The sequence below is a fragment of the Bradyrhizobium sp. genome (assembly GCF_004799405.1).
Classification (GTDB): domain Bacteria; phylum Pseudomonadota; class Alphaproteobacteria; order Rhizobiales; family Xanthobacteraceae; genus Bradyrhizobium.
Genome location: NZ_SSMW01000016.1, coordinates 13046 through 35218, shown reverse-complemented (window position 1 = coordinate 35218; position 22173 = coordinate 13046). Strand labels below are relative to the sequence as shown.

19 protein-coding genes are annotated in these 22173 nt (G+C 59.4%); 8 read left to right on the top strand and 11 right to left on the bottom strand.

Annotated features, from left to right (window positions below):
* Window positions 1-214 precede the first annotated feature (214 nt).
* The gene (locus tag E7813_RS03325; RefSeq protein ID WP_291570864.1) at window positions 215-607 is read left to right on the top strand and encodes a DUF5330 domain-containing protein; all 393 of its coding nucleotides are present in this window, start codon (window positions 215-217) and stop codon (window positions 605-607) included.
* 100 nt (window positions 608-707) lie between these two features.
* Entirely contained in the window at window positions 708-1136 is a 429-nt protein-coding gene (locus tag E7813_RS03320) for a SufE family protein (protein WP_291570862.1), read from the top strand.
* 1 nt (window position 1137) lies between these two features.
* Here the strand turns inward: E7813_RS03320 and E7813_RS03315 are convergent, their stop codons facing one another.
* Window positions 1138-1551 (bottom strand): MucR family transcriptional regulator, encoded by a 414-nt coding sequence (locus E7813_RS03315; protein WP_291570860.1) that lies wholly within the window; start codon window positions 1549-1551, stop codon window positions 1138-1140.
* Between the two features lie 164 nt (window positions 1552-1715).
* Window positions 1716-2603, bottom strand: coding sequence for a DUF308 domain-containing protein (locus E7813_RS03310; protein ID WP_291570858.1), 888 nt, complete (start codon window positions 2601-2603; stop codon window positions 1716-1718).
* Between the two features lie 299 nt (window positions 2604-2902).
* On the opposite strand from E7813_RS03310, the gene E7813_RS03305 reads away from it, so the two are divergent.
* Together E7813_RS03305 and E7813_RS03300 are read left to right on the top strand one after the other, a co-directional pair.
* Window positions 2903-4552 carry a glycosyltransferase family 39 protein gene (locus E7813_RS03305; RefSeq protein WP_291570856.1) on the top strand — a complete coding sequence of 550 codons (1650 nt, stop codon included), beginning with the start codon at window positions 2903-2905 and terminating at the stop codon, window positions 4550-4552.
* 112 nt (window positions 4553-4664) lie between these two features.
* Entirely contained in the window at window positions 4665-5444 is a 780-nt protein-coding gene (locus E7813_RS03300) for a class II aldolase/adducin family protein (protein WP_291570854.1), read from the top strand.
* Here the strand turns inward: E7813_RS03300 and E7813_RS03295 are convergent.
* From E7813_RS03295 to E7813_RS03285, 3 genes are all read right to left on the bottom strand, one after another.
* Entirely contained in the window at window positions 5432-7210 is a 1779-nt protein-coding gene (locus E7813_RS03295) for a rhamnan synthesis F family protein (protein WP_291570852.1), read from the bottom strand. The genes E7813_RS03300 and E7813_RS03295 overlap by 13 nt on opposite strands.
* 27 nt (window positions 7211-7237) lie before the next feature.
* A complete protein-coding gene (locus E7813_RS03290) occupies window positions 7238-8092 on the bottom strand; it encodes an NAD(P)-dependent oxidoreductase (protein WP_291570850.1) in 855 nt (284 codons plus the stop codon).
* Between the two features lie 503 nt (window positions 8093-8595).
* A complete protein-coding gene (locus E7813_RS03285) occupies window positions 8596-9636 on the bottom strand; it encodes an acyltransferase (protein WP_291570848.1) in 1041 nt (346 codons plus the stop codon).
* Window positions 9637-9837: 201 nt separating this feature from the next.
* Between E7813_RS03285 and E7813_RS03280 the strand changes: the two genes are divergently transcribed.
* Complete coding sequence (locus E7813_RS03280) at window positions 9838-11655, top strand: hypothetical protein (protein ID WP_291570846.1); 1818 nt, start codon at window positions 9838-9840, stop codon at window positions 11653-11655.
* A gap of 26 nt (window positions 11656-11681) precedes the next feature.
* Here the strand turns inward: E7813_RS03280 and E7813_RS03275 are convergent, their stop codons facing one another.
* Both E7813_RS03275 and E7813_RS03270 read right to left on the bottom strand, forming a co-directional pair.
* Window positions 11682-13283 (bottom strand): hypothetical protein, encoded by a 1602-nt coding sequence (locus tag E7813_RS03275; protein ID WP_291570844.1) that lies wholly within the window; start codon window positions 13281-13283, stop codon window positions 11682-11684.
* Window positions 13284-13444: 161 nt separating this feature from the next.
* Window positions 13445-14908, bottom strand: a complete 1464-nt coding sequence (locus E7813_RS03270; protein ID WP_291570842.1) for a DUF2142 domain-containing protein — start codon at window positions 14906-14908, stop codon at window positions 13445-13447.
* Between the two features lie 269 nt (window positions 14909-15177).
* On the opposite strand from E7813_RS03270, the gene E7813_RS03265 reads away from it, so the two are divergent.
* Window positions 15178-15669, top strand: coding sequence for a cupin domain-containing protein (locus E7813_RS03265; RefSeq protein ID WP_291570840.1), 492 nt, complete (start codon window positions 15178-15180; stop codon window positions 15667-15669).
* A 136-nt stretch (window positions 15670-15805) separates the two neighbouring features.
* On the opposite strand, the gene E7813_RS03260 is transcribed toward E7813_RS03265, so the two are convergent.
* From E7813_RS03260 to E7813_RS03245, 4 genes are all read right to left on the bottom strand, one after another.
* Entirely contained in the window at window positions 15806-16318 is a 513-nt protein-coding gene (locus tag E7813_RS03260) for an ASCH domain-containing protein (RefSeq protein WP_291570838.1), read from the bottom strand.
* Between the two features lie 5 nt (window positions 16319-16323).
* Complete coding sequence (locus tag E7813_RS03255; RefSeq protein ID WP_291570836.1) at window positions 16324-17733, bottom strand: M20/M25/M40 family metallo-hydrolase; 1410 nt, start codon at window positions 17731-17733, stop codon at window positions 16324-16326.
* Window positions 17734-17843: 110 nt separating this feature from the next.
* Window positions 17844-19331 (bottom strand): glycosyltransferase family 39 protein, encoded by a 1488-nt coding sequence (locus tag E7813_RS03250; RefSeq protein ID WP_291570834.1) that lies wholly within the window; start codon window positions 19329-19331, stop codon window positions 17844-17846.
* 74 nt (window positions 19332-19405) lie between these two features.
* Complete coding sequence (locus E7813_RS03245; RefSeq protein ID WP_291570832.1) at window positions 19406-20974, bottom strand: helicase HerA-like domain-containing protein; 1569 nt, start codon at window positions 20972-20974, stop codon at window positions 19406-19408.
* 366 nt (window positions 20975-21340) lie between these two features.
* Here E7813_RS03245 and E7813_RS03240 point away from each other — a divergent pair, with 366 nt between their 5' ends.
* Together E7813_RS03240 and E7813_RS03235 are read left to right on the top strand one after the other, a co-directional pair.
* Complete coding sequence (locus E7813_RS03240) at window positions 21341-21706, top strand: DUF2267 domain-containing protein (protein ID WP_291570830.1); 366 nt, start codon at window positions 21341-21343, stop codon at window positions 21704-21706.
* A gap of 24 nt (window positions 21707-21730) precedes the next feature.
* A complete protein-coding gene (locus E7813_RS03235; protein WP_291570828.1) occupies window positions 21731-22138 on the top strand; it encodes a DUF4332 domain-containing protein in 408 nt (135 codons plus the stop codon).
* Window positions 22139-22173 lie beyond the last annotated feature (35 nt).

Sequence of the window (22173 nt, the reverse complement as noted above, 5' to 3'; positions counted from 1 at the left end):
CTGCTGCGCCAATAACGCTGGTAAAAGCCGCATCAATCGAAAATTTACACCGAATCGAATCAATCGGATTTTCGGCAAGTTTTCGACGGTTTAACCTCAATGCAAACACTTGCGATTTATCGACGGCTGTTAGTCAGGGAATGATTGCGGGATCACCGCGGCGGTTCGCGGGATCGTTCGCAACGGAATCAAAACGGACGGTCGGGTTCGCGAGATGTTTTTTCTGCTTCGCATGGCGTTCTGGCTCGGGCTGGTGCTCGTGCTGTTGCCCCGTGACAAGACGCCTGAATCGGACAAGCTGCCGCAACTGGGCGCCTCCGAAGCCGTGTCAGCCGCGTCGGCCGCGGTGTCGGACATGAGTCAATTCTGCAAGCGCCAGCCGGCTGCGTGCGAGGTTGGCGGCCAGGCCGCGAACATCCTCACCCATCGCGCCCAGGACGGCGCGCGCAAACTCTATCAGATCATCACCGACAAGCGCGCGCCCGACCGTACCGGCTCGATCGGCGAAATCGCGAACGCGGACGCGACCCCGGCGGAAATGGCGCCGCGCGACACCCTGACGCCGGACGACCTGCTCACGGAATGGCGCGCCCCGTCGGCCCCGTGACGGCGATTGGGCCCGGAACCGTTTCCCATTTTCCACCGGCGATATCGCTTTCGATCTGCCGCGACCCTATATATGGGTTTGGGATCGAGCACGGGACGCGATGACGATCGACGAAATCAGGGATAATTTTGCGCTGCTGGACGATTGGGACGACCGCTACCGGTATGTCATCGAACTCGGCCGCACGCTCGAGCCGATGCCGGAAGCCGGGCATTCTGCCGCCAACAAGGTGCAGGGCTGCGTCAGCCAGGTTTGGCTCGAAAAACAGATCGACCGCAGCGGCGGCGCTGAGCCGGTGCTGAAGTATCTCGGCGACAGCGACGCGCATATCGTGCGCGGGCTGATCGCGATCCTGCTGACGCTCTATTCCGGCCACACCCCGCAGCAAATTCTTTCAACCGACGCCATCGCGGTATTCGACGAATTCGGATTTCGCGAGCATTTGACGCCGCAGCGCTCCAACGGCCTGCGCGCCATGGTCGAGCGCATTCGCGCCGACGCGCGCGAGGCGCTGGCCGCGGCGTCCTGAACTACTTTTTCCGCCGCCGTTGCTGGCCGAGCCCCATCTTCTTGGCCAGTTGCGAACGCGCCACCGCATAATTCGGCGCCACCATCGGATAATCGACCGGAAGGCCCCATTTGTCGCGGTATTGTTCCGGCGTCATGCCGTATTGCGTGCGCAGATGCCGCTTCAGCGATTTGAAACGCTTGCCGTCCTCGAGACACACCAGATAATCGGGCGTCATCGATTTCTTGACGGAAACCGCAGGCTTGGCGGGTTCCGGCGTCGTATCGCTCCGGCCCGAGGAGACCCGCAGCAAGGCCGCGTGAATCTGGCTGATCAGGTTGGGGATTTCTGCAGCCGGCGTCGGATTATTGCTGAGATAGGCCGACACGATGTTGGCGGTCAGGTCGATGAAACTCTTGCCGGCAGCCTCGTTCATGGCCTGAACCTTTCACGAAAAAATCCTGTGGACCGGACAGTATCCGGGAGCGCCAATACGCTTCCGGCATCGTCCATTACTTGGGGAATATGAGCGGATTGCTGTCGGCGTGACAAGAACGACGGCGCTTTATTTTTCTCAGCCGTTGGCGGCAAGTAGAGCCCTCACGGACGCTGGTCGAGGTGCGAACGCAGTTCGTCGATGGAGGCAAACCGCATCATGCCCTCGGGCATTTGTGCCTCGATCGAACCGTCGGAATACAGCGAATAGGCCATTCCATCCACCACGCCCGATTTGAGAACCGTCACCGGCGGTTGCTCCTCGTTTCGCGCGGCCCGCATGACCGGCGGAGAGGAATCCGGCGGGACAACGCCGGGATTTGCCTCGGCGAAGGTCGATGGGGCGCGGGCGCTGCGCCGCTGCGGCACATCGGCGCCCTTCGAGCGTTCCGATTGCGGCCAGGCATCATCGAAGCTCGCCGGTGGCGGCGCGCTCGGCTCGGGTGGCGGCGCGGCCGGCATCGGATCCATCGCGGACGGCTCGGCCGTTCGCGCCTGCGCGCGCTCGCGTTCCTTGCGCGATGACGACGAGAACAAAAGGTTGCGCCGCGGTTTGACGGTGGGCTCAGGTTCCGCCACCGCCGGCGCTTCATGGCGTCCGCGATCGCGCGCCGCAGCCTCCTGCTGCCAGGGCGGGGGCGCGGATGGGGACGCTGCCGGGTCTGCATTGCCGGTGTTTTCGCCGGCCGGCTGAGCGCGGTCGAACAGGAATTCATCCTTCGCCGGGGCAAGATCGCGCGGCGGGCCAGCCGGTTGTGACGCGGTTCGCGAACGCGATGTCGCGGCAGCGCCCGTGCCGAGCAGCCGCACGATATTCTTCAACTCCCGAACCACCATCCACAGACCGAGCAGGATCATTCCGGTGCTTGCCGTGATCGCGCCCGAGGTGATCAGGGTATTGCCGAAGCTAAGGTCTATCAGGAACCCGAAAACAGCGGCGAGAAGGCCGGCCAGCAGCACGGCTATTCCGGCAATTAACAACGCAAGCATCATCGAATTCACCCCCAGCCGCCTCTGCCACGATACCGTCATATTGTGTGCATCGCCAACCGGGAATTGTGGATGGCGTTCCCGCAATCAACTTCTCGATGGCATCGACGCGGCGATAGGTCCGACCGCCCCCGATCTCCAGGCATCGAGAATCTTTACCTTCAGGCGATTGTTGCATTGCATCAGGGAAATTACGCCACAATTCCCAATTACTTGCCGCGGGAACTGCGCTATATGGATGCCGGGGAATGAGGCCCGCAAGCGCCAAAGTTGGGCCCTAGGGACACCAGGTTACCTTTAGCATGTCATCCATCACCACTTCGGCCATCGATACGCCCGCGCGGCGCTCGGTGGAGCGGACTTGCGATGACCTCGCCGTCATCGTGCTGGGCGCGGTCGGGCTGATCGCAAGCCTGACGTTTCGCGATTATGGGTTGGGCTGGGACGACTACACCCACGCCGAATATGCCGATCTCTTGCTGCGCATGTACGGTTCCGGCTTCAAGGATACCGGCGCGCTGTCGTTCGCCAATCTCTATATGTACGGCGGCGGCTTCGACATGGCCGCCGCACTGTTGCACAAGGTCATCCCGCTCGAACTGTTCGAAACCCGCCGCCTGCTCGGCGCCATCGTCGGCATGATCGGTCTGGCGGTGACATGGCGGCTCGGCCGGCGCGCCGGCGGCCCGTTGGCTGGACTCGTGGCATTGCTGCTGCTGGCGTTATGCCCGACCTTCTACGGCCATATGTTCATGAATCCGAAGGATGCGCCGTTCGCCGTTGCGATGGTGATCCTGATGCTGGGCCTGGTTCGCCTGGCCGAGGAATATCCCTCCCCTTCGCCGCGGACCATCCTGATCGTGGGTCTCGGCGCCGGGCTGTCGATCGGCTCACGCATCCTCGGCGGGTTCGCGCTGATCTATGCCCTGATCGGCTTTATGCCGCTGTTCTTCGAAGAAATTCGCAGCCACAGCGCGCGCGAAGCGGTCAGGCGATTCCTGCACGTCATCCATCTGCTGCTGCCCGGGCTGATCCTCGGTTACCTCATCATGGGGCTGATCTGGCCGTGGTCGATCATGGAGCCGGCCAATCCATTTCGGGCCCTGACCTATTTCTCGCACTTCTTCGAGAAACCGTGGAAGGAGATGTTCGATGGCGCGCTGGTATCGGTGCCGGACATGCCCTGGTCGTATTTGCCGACCTTGTTCGCACTGCAGCTTCCCGAGGTGCTGCTCGCTCTTGCCATCGCCGGCGTGCTGGGCACGTTATTGTCGCTGACGCGCACCGATGTATCGAGCCGCCGCAAGACTATCCTGCTGATGCTGACGCTCGCAGCGACGCTGCCGCTGGCCGTTGCGATGATGAAGCGGCCCGCACTTTACAACGGCATCAGACATTTCATCTTTGTGATTCCGCCGATGACGGCGCTCGCGGGCGTAGCCTTCGCATGGGGAATGAACTGGCTGAAGGAAAATCACCGTAGCTGGCAGCCTGCGGCGGTGGCCGTCCTGACGTTCGGCCTGCTGCTGCCGCTCAGCGAAATGATCCGTCTGCACCCTTACCAGTACACCCACTTCAATCACATCGCCGGCACGGTTCGCGGCGCCGACGATCTCTATATGCTGGACTACTGGGGCCTTGCGCTGAAGCAGGCCTCCGACGGCCTGCGCGAGGAGATCGCCGAAAAGAAGGAAACGCCGCCGCACGGACGCAAGTGGAAAGTCGCGGTGTGCGGTCCGCAGCGTCCCGCGCAGGTGGCGCTCGGCCCCGACTTCACCATCGGCTGGGATAGCCATGCCGCCGACTTCGCGATGACGCTCGGCGAGTTCTACTGCAAGGGCCTGACCGCGCCGGTGATGGTGGAGATCAAGCGCGACGACGTCGTGTTCGCGCGCGTCTACGACATCCGTGGACGCAGCATTTCCAGCCTGCTGGCCATTCCGGCGCCTTAAAGCTGATCGTTGCAAGAGCATGACTGCCACGCCGGCCCCGCGCCTTGCCCGGAGGCACGCGCAGGGCTAATCTTGCCGCGAAAATCAACGGTCCATACGGGAGAAACCGGTCATGTCACCAGCAGAAGCGCGCCTGAAACAAGTGCGATCGGAAATGACGGACGCGGAGTGGAACCAGCGGGTTAATCTGGCGGCCTGCTATCGCCTGGTCGCGCATTATGGCTGGGACGATCTGGTCGACACCCACATCTCCGCGCGGGTGCCGGGACCGGAGCACCATTTCCTGATCAATCCCTACGGGCTGATGTTCGACGAAATCACCGCGTCAAGCCTGGTCAAGGTCGACCTCGACGGCAACCAGCTCACCAAGAGCGAATACAGCATCAACCCCGCCGGCTTCACGATCCATTCGGCGATCCACGAAGTGCGCGAAGATGCCGGCTGCGTGCTGCATCTGCATACGCCCGACGGCACTGCGGTAGCGAGCTGCATGGAAGGCCTGCTGCCGATGAACCAGACCGCGCATTTCGTCACCCACGACCTCGCCTATCACGATTACGAAGGCGTGGCGCTGGATCACGACGAGCGCCCGCGCCTGCAGAAGGATCTCGGCAACAAGAACCACATGCTGCTGCGCAATCACGGCACGCTGACGGTCGGCCGCTCGGTCGCCTCCGCCTTCGAGCGGATGTACCATCTGGAGCGGGCCTGCACCATGCAGGTGCGCACCCGCATGCTGGGCCCGACCGCCTATCCGATCGAAAAGGCCGTGGTCGAGAAGAACGAGACGATGTTCTCGAATCCCGATCGCGCCGAACTGCGTTCGACCAACCTGGTGTGGCCGCCGCTGCTCCGCAAGCTCGACCGCCTCAACCCCGGTTACTCGGATTGAATGCCGAGAATCCACTTGACGAGATCCTTCACTAACCTGAAGGGACGGGTGAGCCGCCAGCTTATTGAATTCCTCATACGCTTTAGCGCCCGTTCAAGCATGCTGACTTCCGATGCCTTCCATTCGAGCATCGTGTAGTTTTGCTCCGCGGAATGCGCGCACATGACATGCTGCACTGTATACCGGGCATCCTGGGCGACGTACGCCAGTATTCGCTCGAGACCATGCGCCAGGTCGCCATCGCCATAGCCTATTTTCTCGTCCTCCTCGAAGTCTGACCATTTCCAGGGGTGGCGAAAAAGCTTTTGCAGCGCAACGGGCCGGAACCAGTACATGGACCCGTAGGCGGCCACCGGCGTAATGACGTCCAGCTTCACGCGAAGGTCCAGCATTTCGGCGACACGCTCCACGGTCTCACGATTGCCAAACCAGGACTTGCCAAGTGTCGGGTAGCCGATGTGAACGATCGGAGCGATTGCCATGCCGACCCATGGCCGCTCCATGAGCATATCGAGAAGGTTGGCCACATAGCCCGGACTATGAAGCAGATTCTCGATCAGATGGAGCGTGAAATGCCGCCCGCGACTCCGTTGCAACTGCGGCACTTTCTTGGAGTGGACCCGGCAAATGAAGTCATAGGTCCCGTCCAAAACGACGTCACGGCAAGCAATCAGCATGGCGCTGACGTCTCGCCCAAGGTTGCTTTCAACGATCCTGATCGCAGCGAGACCTTTCCAGTTCCGCGCCGACAGGATCGCCTCGATGGCCAGTTTCTTGGCTTCGGTATCCGTGGTCACGAACAGGTCGAATTCGACGGGAATATTCGATACCCAGTCCAGAACCTCGTCGGTCATATCCACGTAATAAATGTGCGCCACGACCGCAATCCGTCCGTAGCTCCCCGATTTGCTGCCGGTCCGTATATCCGGCAGGATCGTCATCAATGCCGCGTTGGTATTGAGCACGCGGGGTTCTGAGGTGCGGACGATATTCCGCCAGATCAAAGCTGGATCATAGTCGGACGTCTGCGCAATCAGTCTGAGCGCCCGCGGCAGATCGCGCGACTTTGCCTCTGCCTGTCTCGGATCGGCAAAGAACGAACGCCGTTTCATGATAGGGCAGCGCTTCGCGACGGCCTCGTCGATATCGTCCAGAATCGGGTGGATAGAATCGAGCTCCTCGGAGTCGAGGTAAACCTCGCATGAATAACCGAGGTCCATGAAGTGTTTCGTGAATATGATTTCGTGCTTCAGGATCGAATTCAGATAGCTCTTGATCTTCGGTCGAGCCATCCAGTAATCGCGGAAAGACTTCGAAGCGACCAGCGATTTCCGGACCGCGATGAAATGGCTCTGCACGTGAAAATCGAGCACGCCTTTCCCCGTCAAGGGATTGGGTACCACCTTCTTGTGGGCGGTAATCCCCCAGAAATCGCAATCCCGGCCGTCCATCTCATTGAACAGCTCGGTGAAGGGGAACAGCGGACCATAGAAGGTATGATTGAACAGCAAGACTTCGTCGAACGCGCCCAGCGCATCCCACCCGACGGCCATGAGGGCTTCCTTGTATGCGCCGACGTCAAATCCCTTGTTGTCCCTCACGATCAATTCATCGACGACCGCGGCAACCTTTGCCTCGGACTCCTCAAGCAGAGGACCATTGGAGACCAGCAGAATCTTTTTGCAGAATGGGCGAAGCGATGCGAGCAGATGCACAAAGTAGTCGTCGACGATCCCGTCCTCGTCAAAAAAGAAGGCAATTCCCAATCTTTCCGGCGCCGTCCCGACTAGCATCTATACGGCCACGCTGGATAAGGGACCGAGAGCCCGCGCGGCTTCGGCAAATCGCGAGGGATCACCCCAAATGGCGGAGGAGTCGTATGGCCTTGCGGGAAGATTTCCCCACATCGGCACGATCTTCAATTGGTGATCCGCGATGAAACTCGTGACTCTGGACCTCAAGGAGACCGGTTTGCCCGAGCAACAATCGATGGTTCCAGCGACTGCCGTTTGCGAGGCGACGATAGCGATCTGGCGGCCCAGACTGCCGACATCGATGAAATCCCTCAGCATCTCGCCGCTATTGAAATCGAACGCCAGTTTTCCCTGATCCTCGGCTTCCAGCAATTTCTTGAACACCGAGTTGGTGCGGCGGTCATCGCCGACGACGTAGTGACATCGAGCCCATTGGCTGACGATGCCGCGCTGATTGCAGAGCAGCTTCTGAACCTGCCGAAGAAAATTCTTGGCAATCGCATAGGCGTGGGCGGGATTTGTCGCCGTCCGTTCGTTCACCATCCCTTCATAAAATCCGACTTCGTGAACGGACCCGACACCGACAATCTGCTTGATGCCGGCCTCGACCAGAAACCTGATGAATCTCACGTGCCCGCCGACATTGTCCAGATGCTTTGCGCTGTTGTGATCGAAACCATCTTCCCAGGCCAGATTGACGCAGACTTCCGGCCGGCCAAGCCGGTCGAATGACCCTCGGTCGAGCGCAAAAATGTCGAATGAAACGCCCTCCGCGCCGGCGGGCACGCCCTCAAGGCGTCGCTGCGCTACGGTGACGTGATGGCCGATCCGCAGTAATTCCGAAACCACGTAGCGGCCAATGTAGCCGCAACCCCCGGTGACCAATACCCTCATTCCTCCTCCCACATTGACCTAGCCCGGCACAGAAACCGGAGGAACAATCGGGTTTCCGCCGGCAACGCCCCGTTGCGAGCTCGACCGGTCAATGGGTGAAAACAGCCCGATGCTTCTCGGAGTAGCAATTAAATGGATTGCGAATACCACAAAGGCTGCAATGCATCGCAAGGCCTGAATATTTCCAATTCGTCCGCCCATTCTGAATAGTTCACCTTGTTCCACGTAGACAGTTTACGATCTGAGATAGCCATTGCCAACCGCTTGGGCCGCATTAAAGCACGAATCGCCCGCTGCGATCAGGCGGCAGAGGGGACCGGCAGCGGAGAAAGAGGTCCTGGAAATGCGAAAGGAGAGGACCGCGAAGATCGCAAAGCTCATGCGTAAGGAACTAGGGGTGCCAATGTCGCCCGATTTCTGCGCCTTCTAACCCTGATGAGCCAGAGCCTCGCTTCGGGAGCGTTGCTCGGAGAGATACGCAACGAAGCGTGCGGACCAGATACCTATGAAGCAATTTCATTGAGGGCCGGCTCATTCCGCAGCCCTCCCCGAGGGGTGCTGAGCAAGCGCCGGAAATATCGTTTGGCTGGTCTCTCAAACGCGACGTAACTGATCCACGATATCGCGATCAGAACCGTCACGAAGACGGCCAAGCCAAGGTGCGAAAAAGGACGGAAGACAAGCAACAGAGGCCAATGCCACAGGTAGACGCCGTATGAAATATTGCCCGACGCATTTGCGACGTCAGCCATCAATCCAGCCATCCGAACGCGGGCCAGTACTGCAACCGTCAAAGTGAATAGCGCGTAGAAACCGAGTTCTGCGGGTGGTGTTCGCGCAATTGAATATGGACAGAAAATTGTTGCTGCGAATGCCGTGGCAGCCAGGCCCCATCCGATCGATGAGGGTATCCGAGATGCGATAATATCAATAACACCCCGGTGAGCGGCAAAGCCTAATAAGAAGCATCCGAGCCCGATCAAATACCGCTCGGTTATTGACTGAAGAAATCCAGCGCTAAACTCGAAAAAAAGAAATACTGCTGCCGTTGTGCAGATCAGCGAAAAGTGCATCGGCCCCCGGAATGAGTAAAGTGCGAAGATCAGAAAACTGCCCCACACTTCCGGCCCGATACTCCATGCCGGCAGGTTCAGCGACCAGCCATAGGTGATCAGGGATTGGCTGACAGTCAGGTTCTCGAAAATCCAAAGCAGGGAAATCCCTGTTGCCCGTCGTCCGGCAAAATACAAGATGACCACAACGACAGCCGTCAGGAAATGTAGAGGATAGAGCCGCGCAAATCTGAGTGCTGCATAATTCCGAAGTGTCAATTGCTCGTGGGAGATTTCATCTCCATATGCGTGTGAAATAACAAAGCCTGACAGAACAAAAAAGAAGGCAACGCACATCGTATAGGTGATGTCAGAATATCTGGGGAAGAGAGCGCCGCTATGCCCCACAGCTACGATCAGTGCGGCGACGGTTCGCAGCAGGTCGAGCGCCAACAGACGTTCTTTTCCAAAGCTAGCCGTCTGGAAATTCATATTTGATCGGCTTTCATAGCACAAAGGGTTAACATGATCGTCGACCAATCCACTAAATCAGACTCGGCACATGTCGTAATTTCTCATTAGGGCCCGCACTTGGCAATAGCCCGGTCATCGCGTTAGATTCCGGTTATCGCGTTAGATTATGATCAATACGGGCGACTATTTTCGGAATAGCGGAATCAATGGAACAAACTCATGATGACGACTAACGCCGGTATTTCTCAGCTAGAACGGCTGTTTCTGGCAATCCCTTTTTTCGCTTTAATCTATGTTTTGTTGTTCTTTGCCATGTCGCGACTTGGCTTCGTTCACGGACGACACTTGCTCGCCTTTGCCGGAGCTAGTCCGATAGCTTGGTGTTTCCTGCGTTGGGTCTTGCCGCCGCCAGCCATCCTCGCAAGGCTGGACCGCTACACTATCTCATCAGGTCTTCTCATCACAGGATTTGCTGGAACGGTATTGTTTGTCGTCACCGCGCCTGGCTATGTGTTGGTCGGCCACGATCCAATCATTATACCAACTCTCGCCAACGGCTTGCTCTCGCACAGTACGACAATGGAGATTTATCAGCCGGGAGATCATGGATTCACATATCCGCCCGGATATCCGATCCTGTTTTCTGCGATCAGCAGACTGTTGACCCCACTGTCGTCGCTGTTCGTCTTTAAGGTCGGAACGATTATTCTGGTGCTGTTACTTCCGGTCGGTTGGGTCTGGATGGCTCAGCGCGTTTTCCACGTGTCGTTGCCAGCCTGGCTGATGCTTCTGCTGTCCTACATCGCCGTTTTCGGGTTGGAACGCACGGCTACCTTCACGCTGCAAATTGGGAAAAATGCGCAGGTCCTGGCTGGAGCTATTTTTCCATTTCTGGCCGGGCTACTGCTGATCTCGACACGTACGAATATCGGCGTTCCGTTCGCTATTGCGGCTTTGGTAGGTGCAATCCTTATCTACTATTCCGCATTTTACATGGTCGCGACGTTCTTTGTCGCTTACTTTCTCATCCACTTTCCGCGTGAGCGGAAAGACTGGATGGACGCGCTACGGCTGGCACTCACCGGGTTAATATCGCTCGGAATATTCGTACTGCTGATGCGAGAGGCCCTCAACGATCCACGCGCCGGTAGCTTCGGATGGCCCGACCCGGTTAATGGGCTGTGGCGCATGGCGCATGTCCTGCTGGATAGGTATGACCAGCTGCTATTCATTTTTCATAATAGTGTGATGATGCCTTCCGTCTTGCCCTCACCCTATCGGGGGCTCTTTCTCCTCGGTTGCATGCTGCTGCCTCTGGCAACGGTGTATTTGCAGCGCAAATCTGATGAGCGCTCATTCGCCGTTGCGCGAATGGCCGGCGTCTTTGGCATTATGTGGCTCATTGGAATTGCCTTTGGCACCGGGGTCATAAACATCGGAATCACGGACGACTTTACCCGCTGGTACCTGATCTTTCCGCAGGCTGCTCTGATACTTTCCGCCCTTTGCGCGGTCGCTTGTTACGCTCGTAGTGATGAGCGCGGGACAAAAGTGGCGTACGGGGCGCTTGGCGGCATAGCAGTTCTGGGCGTTCTGTTTGCAAGCGCTGACTTTGCGCAGATTGCTCGCGCATACCGCGCGCAACCTGTGGAGCGGGCCGACCTGACAAACGTGCGCGATGTATTGACCGCTGCAGCACCATGCTTCCTGATCACACAAAGTACAACCTTCCTCGGCGATTTCATGACCATGCAACGATATCGTCCATTGGACTACGCAGAAATGCTGACCGGCTGCTGGATCGTAAACGGCTCCTTCGTTCACCGCGGAATCCCCGAGGGTCGAGCGATGGATGGGCTACCGACGGCCGCAGCGCTTGCAACCTTGCCGCCAGGCGCGGCTATCTTTCTCATTGTGCCAGAACCTATCGAAGCTGCTTACCGTAGCGCGCTTCCAAACGTTGAGTTTGTGCGCCAACAAACCCAAATCGGGCCCTTGCCAGTATGGCGGATTCGTCTCGTTTCCAACCCTAAGTGACAGAAAACGCGCAGAGATAGTGCGATTTAATGACCATGCACGGTTCGACGATTAAGCGCGGACCGGAAGAGCACCGCGAACCATAACACCAGGCCGGTTAGGAAAAGAAAAGGCCCGGCGCGCAATAACGAATCACGAACGCTACCCAATCGATCTCGCCTCGCCGACGGTTGAGCCGCGCCGGAATTTTCAATAATTGCGTCTTGCACGTTACTCGGGAGGAAGCGCTGTACTCTCTTGTCCGACAAAAGTTCTGCGAGCAGCCTGGGGTCAGGAAATGGCAGGCTAAAATCGAACGGGCTCGCTCCGGGCAAAAAGCTTCCGGTAGCTAGGAAAGCCCTGACGTTGTTTTCATGCAGGACGCCCAAGTGATGTCGCTGCTCCAGTTCTCCCGGAATGTTCATAGCGCGGTAGACTAACCCGGCGGAAATGACCGCAACCCAGCCTGCAAGCAGGAGTTTCTTGCGTAGTGTGTCGCTCGCAACAGCAGCGTAGGCAAAATTGATCATCAAACCGAATATGCAAATATCCAGATAGCGGGAACCGGGAATTGTGGCTCCGGCCCGACCGTAGGCGAGAGAAGCGAATTGCAGTCCATTCCAAAGCCCTATTGCAAATACGGCCCAACACACGCTCGCGCTGGACGGCGGCCGCCTCAGGATACGCCAGACAAGTATCAGCCATGGAAGATTCACGAAAGTAGCTCCCAGGATATTGCCTGAAAGTGGCCAGCCAGCCTTGGTTAGGAAGGCGCCGATGAATTCCTGGAAAGAGTGGGCCCCGATAACTTGCGAGCTCAGGCTAATCGGAGTGACTGCTAAAGCAAACACAAAACATGCGATCAGCAAAAATTCGACTGCTATTTCTCGCCAGCCGTTTTCAACTCCGAGAAGACGTTTGCCGATCACGACAATTGCACATACCGCAAAAACGAATGCTCCCGACGCCAGCGACAAAAAGGAAAGCGTCGCAGCCACCAGTCCGAGCAATCGAAGAACAGTAAATCCGGATTCCCGCACAACTAAATTAAGAGCGATCAACCCGAACAACAGGACGCAGTAGAAATGTGTATTAAAATCCAGCAAAAGGCTTTCCGAAGCGTAGGGTATGGCCACCAATAGGGTGATGAATATTGTAACTGCTATGAACGCGCGGTGATCGAGATATTTGCGGAACATCGCCAAAATGCACACACCCAACGCCACGTGAATCGCAGCGTTTACAATCATCTGTAAAATTGGATCCCATATTCCGTTGGCAGCGATCAACGCCAGCGAGACGACACGCGTTGTAAAGATCCGATGCTCGACATGTACCGCGAACATCTGCTGCAACGATAATGTCGAGTCGAAATATGGAACAAAAAGTTCGGTGGCCAGCCCGCCCCATTCGTCCCAATTTGGCGTTGCGCTCCCGTAGCGAGAAATAGTCCAAAGGTCGGCGCCGAACGCGGTTAAAACCAACGATGCGCAGAGCACCTTCCAGCGAGGGACTTCAATCGAAGGCGTACAAACGTCCGACACATTCACGTTTTTGGACGGCGACACCTTCTCAAAGAACCTCGCGAAAGTGAAAATCGGTTCGGCTGCCGCGACCTCTTTGGGTTGATTGGGCGCGTCGTCAGCCATTGCTGGTCCCCCGATCTAGTTCTGCATCGTACCAGCAAGAATCGCCTGACCGTTGGACACCCGAGCCCAAACATACGGGCGGACAATCGGTTCGGCCAAATTAACCCCCGCAACCCCGCGCAGGTTGGAGATTGCTGTCTCCCTGAGTCATGACAGTGCGATCACCCAAGATAGTAGCGCAGCACGATTGCGTGCATGACGACTCCCAGAGATATCACAGGAAATGCCACAACCACGATCAACAGCGCTCGATTCAAATTCCTGAACCCCGCGGTGCCAAGCGCTGGCAGCAGCGCTGCAACTGCGGGGGCCAAGGGGAGGAAATAGCGGCCCTGTACCCCAGCCACAATGGCGGCGCCGGGCTTGGTCCAGCCGAGATACATGCTCAGAAAGATTCCGACGGTCGAAAGCAGTAGCCCCGCCACGATAAGCAATCGGCTCGCAACGCTGATCCGCCCCCCGGTAATGCCAAGTGCTGCCGTAACGGCAGCCAACCCCAGCATCGCTCTTGCGGCCTTGTGATACGCGATTGGCAATCCCGTATCGAGCCAGCCAAGTTGGCCAACAAACTCAATGCCGTAACTGTTCCCGTATTGAACCAGCGAAGTCCAAATCACACGAACCGCCAGCAGAGGGTCTTGCTGGAGCCGAACCAATTGCTCGGCTGGATTAGCATCAACGATATCGCCGAACCCAGTGAATGTCGTGGCAGCGGCGATCGCCCACCATATCGTCCCACATGCTGCGACCGCAACCGCCGAAACAATTCGCCATCGCCAGGGTGCCTTGGTCAACGCCAGTGGCAATAGAGCCAGTGCCGCGTATGGCGGTCGCGACATCGCCATCAGTCCAAGCATTGCTGTCAAAGCTATCAGCAGTTTACCGGATTGCTCGGTCCAGCGTCGCAAGCATCGCATCAACAAGGCCGCCGCCATTGCCCCGCATCCCAGGCAAAGCGCATCGGACGACACAGAGGCAATCAGCGACAACGACATCGGTAGCGTCAGAATTGCGAAGATCCATGCAGCCGCGCCTCCCGAGATCGCGATTGCTATGGCTCCTAGCACTACTGCCGCCGATCCGGTCAGCATGCGCGAAACAATGAGGGTATGCACGATAGAAAGCCCGGCTGCGCGCCCTGCCAGAATGCCGATTGCGGAAGGAGCATAGAAGAATGGCGGATAAATCACCGAATTGGGAAAGGCGCACAACGCAAGATCGTTGGACCAGCGGACGGCGGGCTCCCACATCGTGCGGGAAGCGCGGACCTCAGGATGAGCTGGCATCGATTTGGTGAATGGGGTGATGGTTCCCACCAACGCGCTGTCGAGTTGGCCACCGGCCGTCATCTGCGGAGATCCGTCCGCCGCCGTCGTCGGAAATCGCATTCCGATGAGCTCGCCGCGCGCGATCTGCGCCGCCCTCATAAAGTGTGCAGGCTCATCCGGAACCTGAAACGGCGGCATAACGATCGCCAGTAGTGCGGTTGACAATACGCCGTACAGAAGGAACGCTGCGGCGATCCAGCGCGCATAATCGTCTCGGTCGGCATTGGCTAGTTCGCAGCGCATAACGCTACGATTCCCGGAATACGCATGTCCTGATCCCCCAAGACCCGCTGGCATCCAAGCGCGACCTGCGGTCGAAAGCAATGTTGCACGCGCGAACGCTACCGTGAGGCCCGTAGCAAAGGCGGCGCCTGTCGGCAAACGAAAACGAGACAAATCGCGCGCTCGTCATTTCCCGTTCTCCTTCAGCCCGGGTCAACGAGAGCGGTGCCACCAATTTGGATTGACGGTCAGAGACCGCTTCCTGGCCGCACAGCCGCGATGACACGAAATCCCGTTGGTGCTAGTTGGTACCTGCAGACTTTACGGTTTGCGAGGAGGCGACCATGGTAAGAGGATCGAAGGTATTCAGACCAGCCGATGTGTCGGAGAGCAACGCATCCAGCTATCCCGAGCCGTTCCGGGAGGGACAGCGCAAGCGATATAACCGGCGACTGGGCGATCATGCCGGGCTCAAGAATTACGGCGTCAATCTCATTCGGGTTTTGCCCGGTGGCCAGTCTTCGGCGCGACACGCTCATTCCAGGCAGGACGAGTTCGTTTACGTGCTTGAGGGCGAATTCATGCTTGTGACGGAGGCGGGTCGCGAAACCGTTGGGCCGGGCACCTGCATCGGCTTTCCAGCCGGAACGGGCGACGGCCATCATTTCCTGAATCTCACGCAGAAGGATGCCGTCTTCCTCGTGATCGGCGACCGGACTGCAGGCGATGAGGTGACGTATCCGGACATCGATCTTGAGTTGAAAGCGGGCCCCGATGGCGTGAGAGGTTTCCACCGTAAAGACGGTACGCCGTATCCGCGCGCAGCCCGGGATTGAGGCCTTGCTGGCGGCGGGGTACCTTCGGATCGCAGAATTTGGTCGCTACCGGGACATAACGGAGATTCTGGTGTAATATCGCGCCAACGACCTCTGCACTTCGAATCAAGACGCCGCCCAATTCCGGGCGGCGTTTTCATTTCCCGATCTTGCCGCCGGGCTTGCCGGTATCCGCAATTTCCGGAGGCCAAACCACCTCGAACCGTTCGAACACGGTTTCGATTTCGTCGTGCATCGCAAAACCTTCGGCAGCGGCGCGGCGACCAAAGAACCGGCGATGGGCGGCCAGCCACCAGTCGCGGGTGCGCTCGCCCTCGCCTTCATCCCGGGCAAACCGTTCGTCCACCGAATTGAGCGGCCCGATCCGTAGCTCGGTGGTGCGCCAGATTGCGCGGGGCAGGTCGGCGCCATCGAGCAGCACGACATATCCCCCGGCGACCGGCGGCGGCTCTCCAACGGGGCCGAATTGGCGAACCAGCCCCGCGGTAGCCCGCTTGATCCCGGCCACCGTCAATTCCGCCAGTTCGGTCGCCATCGCCGCACCGTCGCCAAACGCCACCACGTCGTAATCGTCGTGGTGCAAGCCGGCGGCCTTGCGGTAGTCGCGCCAGAACGCGTCCGTGGCGGCCGATCGCATTCCACCGGCCATGGCCCCTATCCCTTCGGCGCGTCCGCAAAGGCCGAGAGAATCCGCGCCCACGAACGAATGCCCTTGTGAAAGCTGGTGAGGTCGTATTTTTCGTTCGGCGAATGGATGTTGTCGTCGTCGAGGCCAAAGCCGACCAGCACGGTATCGAGACCGAGCGTGCGCTTGAAATCCGAAACGATCGGGATCGACGCTCCACAGCCCATCAGGATTGCTTCCTTGCCCCATTCGTCGGTCAAAGCGCGCCTGGCCGCGGCAAGCGGCTTCGTGTTCCAGTCCAGCGCAATCGCCGGCGCGCTGGAATGGTCGCCGAATTCGGCCTTGCAATCCTTCGGCAGCCGCGCGGTGACGTAATCGCGAAAGGCTTTCCGGATCTTGTCGGGATCCTGCCCCACCACCAGCCGGAACGATATCTTGGCGGAGGCTTGCGCCGGGATCACCGTTTTCGAGCCTTCGCCGGTATAGCCGCCGATGATGCCGTTGACGTCGCAGGTCGGCCGCGACGAGAGCTGCTCGATCAACAGGCGGTCCTTCTCGCCGGCGGGAACCGAAAGCCCGATCGGCTTGAGAAAGGTCTCGGCCGTAAGATTAAGCTTCGACCATTGCGCCAGGATATCGGGAGGCAGATCCTTCACGCCGTCATAGAAACCGGGAATGGTGATCCGGTTGTTGTCATCGAACAGGCCACCGAGAATTTTTGTCAAGACCCGGATCGGGTTTTGCGCGCCGCCGCCGAACACGCCGGAATGCAGATCGCGATTGGCGGCCTTGATCCACACCTCTTCGTAAACCAGCCCGCGTAGCGAGGTGGTGATCGCCGGCGTGTTGCGGTCCCACATGCCGGTGTCGCACACCAGGGCGAAGTCGGCCTTGAGCTCCGCTTTGTTTTTTTCGAGAAACGGCACGAAATTCTTCGATCCGATCTCCTCTTCGCCCTCGATGATGATGGTGATGTCGACCGGCAGCGAACCGGTGACGGATTTCCAGGCCCGGCAGGCTTCGACGAAGGTCATCAACTGTCCCTTGTCGTCCTCGGCCCCGCGCGCGACGATGATTTTCCGTCCGTCGGCATGGTCGGTAACCGCGGGCTCGAACGGCGGACGATGCCAGAGATTGAGCGGGTCGACCGGCTGCACGTCGTAATGACCGTAGAACAGCACGTGCGGCCGGCCCTTGCCCCCGCCATTGGCTTTGGCGACGATGGCGGGATGACCGGCGGTCGGCCTGACCTCGGTCGCAAAGCCGAGCGTTGCGATGTCCCTGGCCAGATGATCCGCGGCCTTCTTGCAATCTTCCGCAAAAGCCGGATCGGCCGAGATCGATTTGATCCGCAACAGGTCGAACAACCGCGCGAGGCTGTTGTCGAAATCGGCATCGATGCGGTCGAGGACCGGCTGAAGTTGCTGGGCACTGGACATTGGATTCTTCCCTTGGCTGGCGGGCTGGCTCTGCACGGCTGGTTGTAACCCGCCGGTCGCCGGAGACAAGGCGCTTGCGGCAATTTCCGGCGTGACCTTTGGGTCCGGTTCTAGTTCGACGGGATTTCAAAAATCTTGGTGCGCTCGTTCTTGTTCACGACGGCGTGCGGAATGGCGCGGAAACCGGGTTTTCGGGCCATCAGTTCCGACAATTCCGAGTCAGCGAGAATCGCGAGAGCCGGCCCTTTCAGATTTCCGATATCCTCAAGCGCGACTTCGCGGACCGGCGCGGCCACGTAAGCCAGCACGTTGTCGTCGGCAGTGGACCCGCTGACATAGAGAGTGCCCGGAACGATGCTCCTGACCGCCTCTATCGTCTGCGCTGAAATCCGCGATTGACGAAACAGGTCCGGTGCAAGCGGCATGACGATCCATCCGAGAATGATGAGATAGCTCGATATGCCGATCACCACGGTGTTGCTTGTGGCGATCAGCCAGGGCCGGCTGAACCACCAGCGTTCGTACAGGATGCCTCCCAGCACGGCGAGCGCGAGATTCGCCGGCATCGCGTAGCGGGTAGCGACGCCGCCGGGCCACACCAGCAAGACCAGTGACGCCAATCCGGCATAAAGCAGCGCGGCAAGCATGAGATCGCCGTCCCGGCCGGCGTTCTTTCGGGCGCTGGCCACGATTGCCGGAAACAGCAGGATCGAACCGGGCAGCCATTCCGCCGCGAAAATGCTGACCACGAAGTCCAGGTGGTCCCTGAGCCATTGCGTCATCGTCATTCCGTCGGACAACCGCGAATGCTGCAGCCAGCCTTCGACGTCGCCCGGGATCATGACCGTCCAATACCAGCTTGCGACGACAAGTACTGCGATTGCATTGGCGAGGATGAAACCCGCGATGTCGTTCCAGCGCCGTCTCACCACGAGGTAGGCGCCCACACCCAGCGTGAAATAGCCAAGCGGCTGCGGTCCCTTGGTCAATCCCGCCGCGGCCAGCACCAACCCGATCGAGAACCACCGCAACAGCGAAACCGAGCCGCCGGATACGCCCTTCCACCACAGGAAAAAGCCCGCGAACAGCAGGACCGACACGGTGACATCGGGCTCGGCGGTAATGAATTTCTGGGCCACCATCGGGCAGGCGAACCAGCACAGGGCGCCGAACACCGCGGCTGCGTCGCGTGTGTGCTGGCGGACCAGGTTGAACACCATCAAGCCACCGCCGAGCAGAAAAAGCAGATGCGGCAGGCGCGCCGACCAGACCGTGACCCCGCCGGAAACCGTACCGATCGCCGCGGCGATCCACGACAGCAGGACGGGCCGCTCGATAAACCGCATGCCGTAGAGGTGCGGAGAAAGCCACTGGCCGTCTTCGACCGCGCCGCGCGCCAATCCGATCACGGTTGCTTCTTCAAGATGACTGCCGCGTATCGCGGCGGCCGGGAATGCCATGAGCGCCCAAAGCAGCACCACCCAGACCCATCCCGGCACCACGGCCGCACGGATGCGCGCGATCCGGCGCTGGAACGCTGTCGAAACGATCTCGGTGATGGCCGGCGAGGCCGCGATCGGAGGTGCTTCCTGATCCATCTGCGCTCCAGCGGACAATGAAATGACCGGAAAATCAACCGGAGCACGGATCGGGCCGCCGAGGGGCTGGACTATTATCGTCGCAACAATCCGCCAAGCGCCCCGCGCACCAGCGCGCGGCCGACCGAGCCGCCGATCGAACCGCCTACCGACTTGCCGAGATCGGCAACGACGCCGCCGACCACCTTGTTGGTGACCGAGCGGGTGACGTTGCGCGCGATCACCTGGCCGGTCGACATCTTGCCGCGCGCGACGTTGGTCCCGAAAATCGTTCCGACGATTCCGCCGATCTGGCCGAGAATGCCGCCGCCACCAGATCCGTCGGCGGTCGCCGCGTTAGCGGCCACGCGCTTCTGCAGCACTTCATAGGCGGATTCGGAGTCGATGGTGGTGTCGTATTTGCCCTTCACCGGGCTCTGGTCCATGATCGCCTTGCGTTCCTCCGGCGTGATCGGCCCGATCCGCGCCGAGGGCGGCCGGATCATGACCCGCTCGACCATCGCCGGCGTACCATTGTCTTCCAGAAACGACACCAGCGCTTCGCCCTTGCCCAATTCCGTAATGACTTGCGCGGTATTGAGCTTCGGATTGGGCCGGAACGTCTGCGCCGCCGCCGCGACCGCCTTCTGGTCGCGCGGGGTGAACGCGCGTAGCGCGTGCTGCACGCGGTTGCCCAATTGTCCGAGCACCTTGTCCGGAACGTCGATCGGGTTTTGCGTCACCAGGTAGACGCCGACGCCCTTCGAGCGGATCAGCCGGACCACCTGCTCGATCTTGTCCATCAGCGCCTTCGGCGCATCGTTGAACAATAGATGCGCCTCGTCGAAGAAGAACACCAGCTTGGGTTTCGGCGGATCGCCCGCCTCCGGCAATTCCTCGAACAGCTCCGACAGCATCCACAGCAGAAAGGTCGCGTAGAGCTGCGGGCTTTGCATCAGCCTGTCCGCCACCAGGATGTTGACCATGCCGCGGCCGTCGCTGTCGGTGCGCATGAAATCCTTAAGCGCCAGCGCCGGCTCGCCGAAAAATTTGTCGCCGCCCTGGTTTTCCAGCACCAGGAGCTGGCGCTGGATGGTTCCGACCGTCTGCTTGGAGACATTGCCGTATTGCGTGGTCAAATCGGCGGAGTGGTCGGCGATGTAGGACAGCATCGCCCGCAGGTCCTTCATGTCCAGCAGCAGCAGCCCCTGCTCGTCGGCCACCTTGAAGGCGATGTTCAGCACGCCCTCCCCGACGTCGTTCAGGTCCATCATGCGCGACAGCAGCAGCGGACCCATTTCAGAGACCGTGGCCCGCACCGGATGGCCCTGCTCGCCGAACACATCCCAAAAAACCGTCGAAAACCGGTCGGGCTGGAACGTCAGGCCCATATCGCCGGCCCGCTTGACGATAGCATCCGTTGCTTCCCCCGTTTCGGAGATGCCGGAGAGGTCACCTTTGATATCGGCGGCGAACACCGGCACGCCCGCGCGCGCGAATCCCTCTGCCATCACCTGCAGCGAGACGGTTTTGCCGGTTCCGGTCGCGCCGGTGACGAGGCCATGGCGATTTCCGAGCGCGAGCGTCAGCCAGGCCGGCGCATCGCCCTTGCCAATGAAAATTTTCTGGTCGGTATCGCCCATCTTGTTGTCGGATGGTGCCATGACATCGCCTCTTCGCGCGCATCGGGGGTTCATTGGCCGAAGGCCGTCAGCATACCGCATCTTTCGAGCCGATTGAAACCGCTCGACCTTCCCGGCAGCGCAGGAATCCGACCCTCATCGAGGATAATGCTGTCCGCCTCGGCGCTTTCTTCCGCGAAAAGTTGCAACGAATGCCCGGGCAGCGACAATTCGCTGCGAAATTCCGCTTTCACTCCGCCTCCACTCTTGCATTGCTGCAACACTCGCCAAGTGATCGAAGCTGAATCGCACTTTCGAATGCGGTCATCGCTTGTAATTCGCATCGCAGGCGATCAAGATAAATTCACAAGCAAGTAACCGGCAAACAACCGGTTGGGGCGGGGCAGTATGGACGAATTGGTAGGGCAACTGGCCGCAAAGGCCGGAATAGACAACGCTGTGGCTGAGAAAACCGTCGGCATCATGCTCGGTTTCCTTCGCAACGAGGGTCCGCCCGACAAAGTCCAGAGCTTGATCGACAAGATTCCAGGCGCAGAAGCCGCGATTGCCGCCTTCAGTGCCGGCGGCGGTCTCGGCAGGTTGATGGGCGGCGGCCTGATGGCGCTGGGCACCAAGCTGATGGGACTTGGCCTGGGCATCGGCCAAATTCAGAGCATCGCGCGTGAACTTTTCAAGTTTGGCCGCGACAAAATTGGAGCGGATCAGATGGGCGAGATCATCGCAGGGACGCCGGGCCTCAGTCAGTTCGCCTAAACCATCTTTTTCATATTGAGTACCATGACATATCCAATCTCCGCGATTGATGGCCTGACCGCCTACTCCGCTTCGAAACTGAAAGCGCTTGGTATTCGCACCACGACGGGGCTGCTCGAGGCCACCCGTACCGTGAAGGGGCGTAAAGCGCTGGCCGCGAAGACCGGCATCAGCGTACAGCAACTGCTCGAATGGGCCAATTTTTCCGACTACATGCGGATTCCCGGCATGGGCAAGGCCAAGGTCGGGCTGATGCGCGCCGCCGGCGTCACCACGGTACGCGAACTCGCGCTTCGCAATCCGTCGCGCCTGGCTCAGAACATGAAAGAAGTGAACACCAGACGCAAGCTCGTGCGCGTTTTGCCTTCGGAAAAGTCGGTCGAGCAACTGATCGCGCAGGCCCGCAAGCTTCAGCCCAAAATCACCTATTAAGCCGGCCGAAAAGCGGTTCGGCGCCGGCTCCGGCC

What these genes read in the sequence shown, in the direction of transcription:
- E7813_RS03325 (WP_291570864.1), top strand. Translation starts at nt 215, where the DNA reads ATGTTTTTTCTGCTTCGCATGGCGTTCTGGCTCGGGCTGGTGCTCGTG.
- E7813_RS03320 (WP_291570862.1), top strand. Translation starts at nt 708, where the DNA reads ATGACGATCGACGAAATCAGGGATAATTTTGCGCTGCTGGACGATTGG.
- E7813_RS03315 (WP_291570860.1), bottom strand. Translation starts at nt 1,551, where the DNA reads ATGAACGAGGCTGCCGGCAAGAGTTTCATCGACCTGACCGCCAACATC.
- E7813_RS03310 (WP_291570858.1), bottom strand. Translation starts at nt 2,603, where the DNA reads ATGATGCTTGCGTTGTTAATTGCCGGAATAGCCGTGCTGCTGGCCGGC.
- E7813_RS03305 (WP_291570856.1), top strand. Translation starts at nt 2,903, where the DNA reads ATGTCATCCATCACCACTTCGGCCATCGATACGCCCGCGCGGCGCTCG.
- E7813_RS03300 (WP_291570854.1), top strand. Translation starts at nt 4,665, where the DNA reads ATGTCACCAGCAGAAGCGCGCCTGAAACAAGTGCGATCGGAAATGACG.
- E7813_RS03290 (WP_291570850.1), bottom strand. Translation starts at nt 8,092, where the DNA reads ATGAGGGTATTGGTCACCGGGGGTTGCGGCTACATTGGCCGCTACGTG.
- E7813_RS03285 (WP_291570848.1), bottom strand. Translation starts at nt 9,636, where the DNA reads ATGAATTTCCAGACGGCTAGCTTTGGAAAAGAACGTCTGTTGGCGCTC.
- E7813_RS03280 (WP_291570846.1), top strand. Translation starts at nt 9,838, where the DNA reads ATGATGACGACTAACGCCGGTATTTCTCAGCTAGAACGGCTGTTTCTG.
- E7813_RS03275 (WP_291570844.1), bottom strand. Translation starts at nt 13,283, where the DNA reads ATGGCTGACGACGCGCCCAATCAACCCAAAGAGGTCGCGGCAGCCGAA.
- E7813_RS03270 (WP_291570842.1), bottom strand. Translation starts at nt 14,908, where the DNA reads ATGCCAGCGGGTCTTGGGGGATCAGGACATGCGTATTCCGGGAATCGT.
- E7813_RS03265 (WP_291570840.1), top strand. Translation starts at nt 15,178, where the DNA reads ATGGTAAGAGGATCGAAGGTATTCAGACCAGCCGATGTGTCGGAGAGC.
- E7813_RS03260 (WP_291570838.1), bottom strand. Translation starts at nt 16,318, where the DNA reads ATGGCCGGTGGAATGCGATCGGCCGCCACGGACGCGTTCTGGCGCGAC.
- E7813_RS03255 (WP_291570836.1), bottom strand. Translation starts at nt 17,733, where the DNA reads ATGTCCAGTGCCCAGCAACTTCAGCCGGTCCTCGACCGCATCGATGCC.
- E7813_RS03250 (WP_291570834.1), bottom strand. Translation starts at nt 19,331, where the DNA reads ATGGATCAGGAAGCACCTCCGATCGCGGCCTCGCCGGCCATCACCGAG.
- E7813_RS03245 (WP_291570832.1), bottom strand. Translation starts at nt 20,974, where the DNA reads ATGGCACCATCCGACAACAAGATGGGCGATACCGACCAGAAAATTTTC.
- E7813_RS03240 (WP_291570830.1), top strand. Translation starts at nt 21,341, where the DNA reads ATGGACGAATTGGTAGGGCAACTGGCCGCAAAGGCCGGAATAGACAAC.
- E7813_RS03235 (WP_291570828.1), top strand. Translation starts at nt 21,731, where the DNA reads ATGACATATCCAATCTCCGCGATTGATGGCCTGACCGCCTACTCCGCT.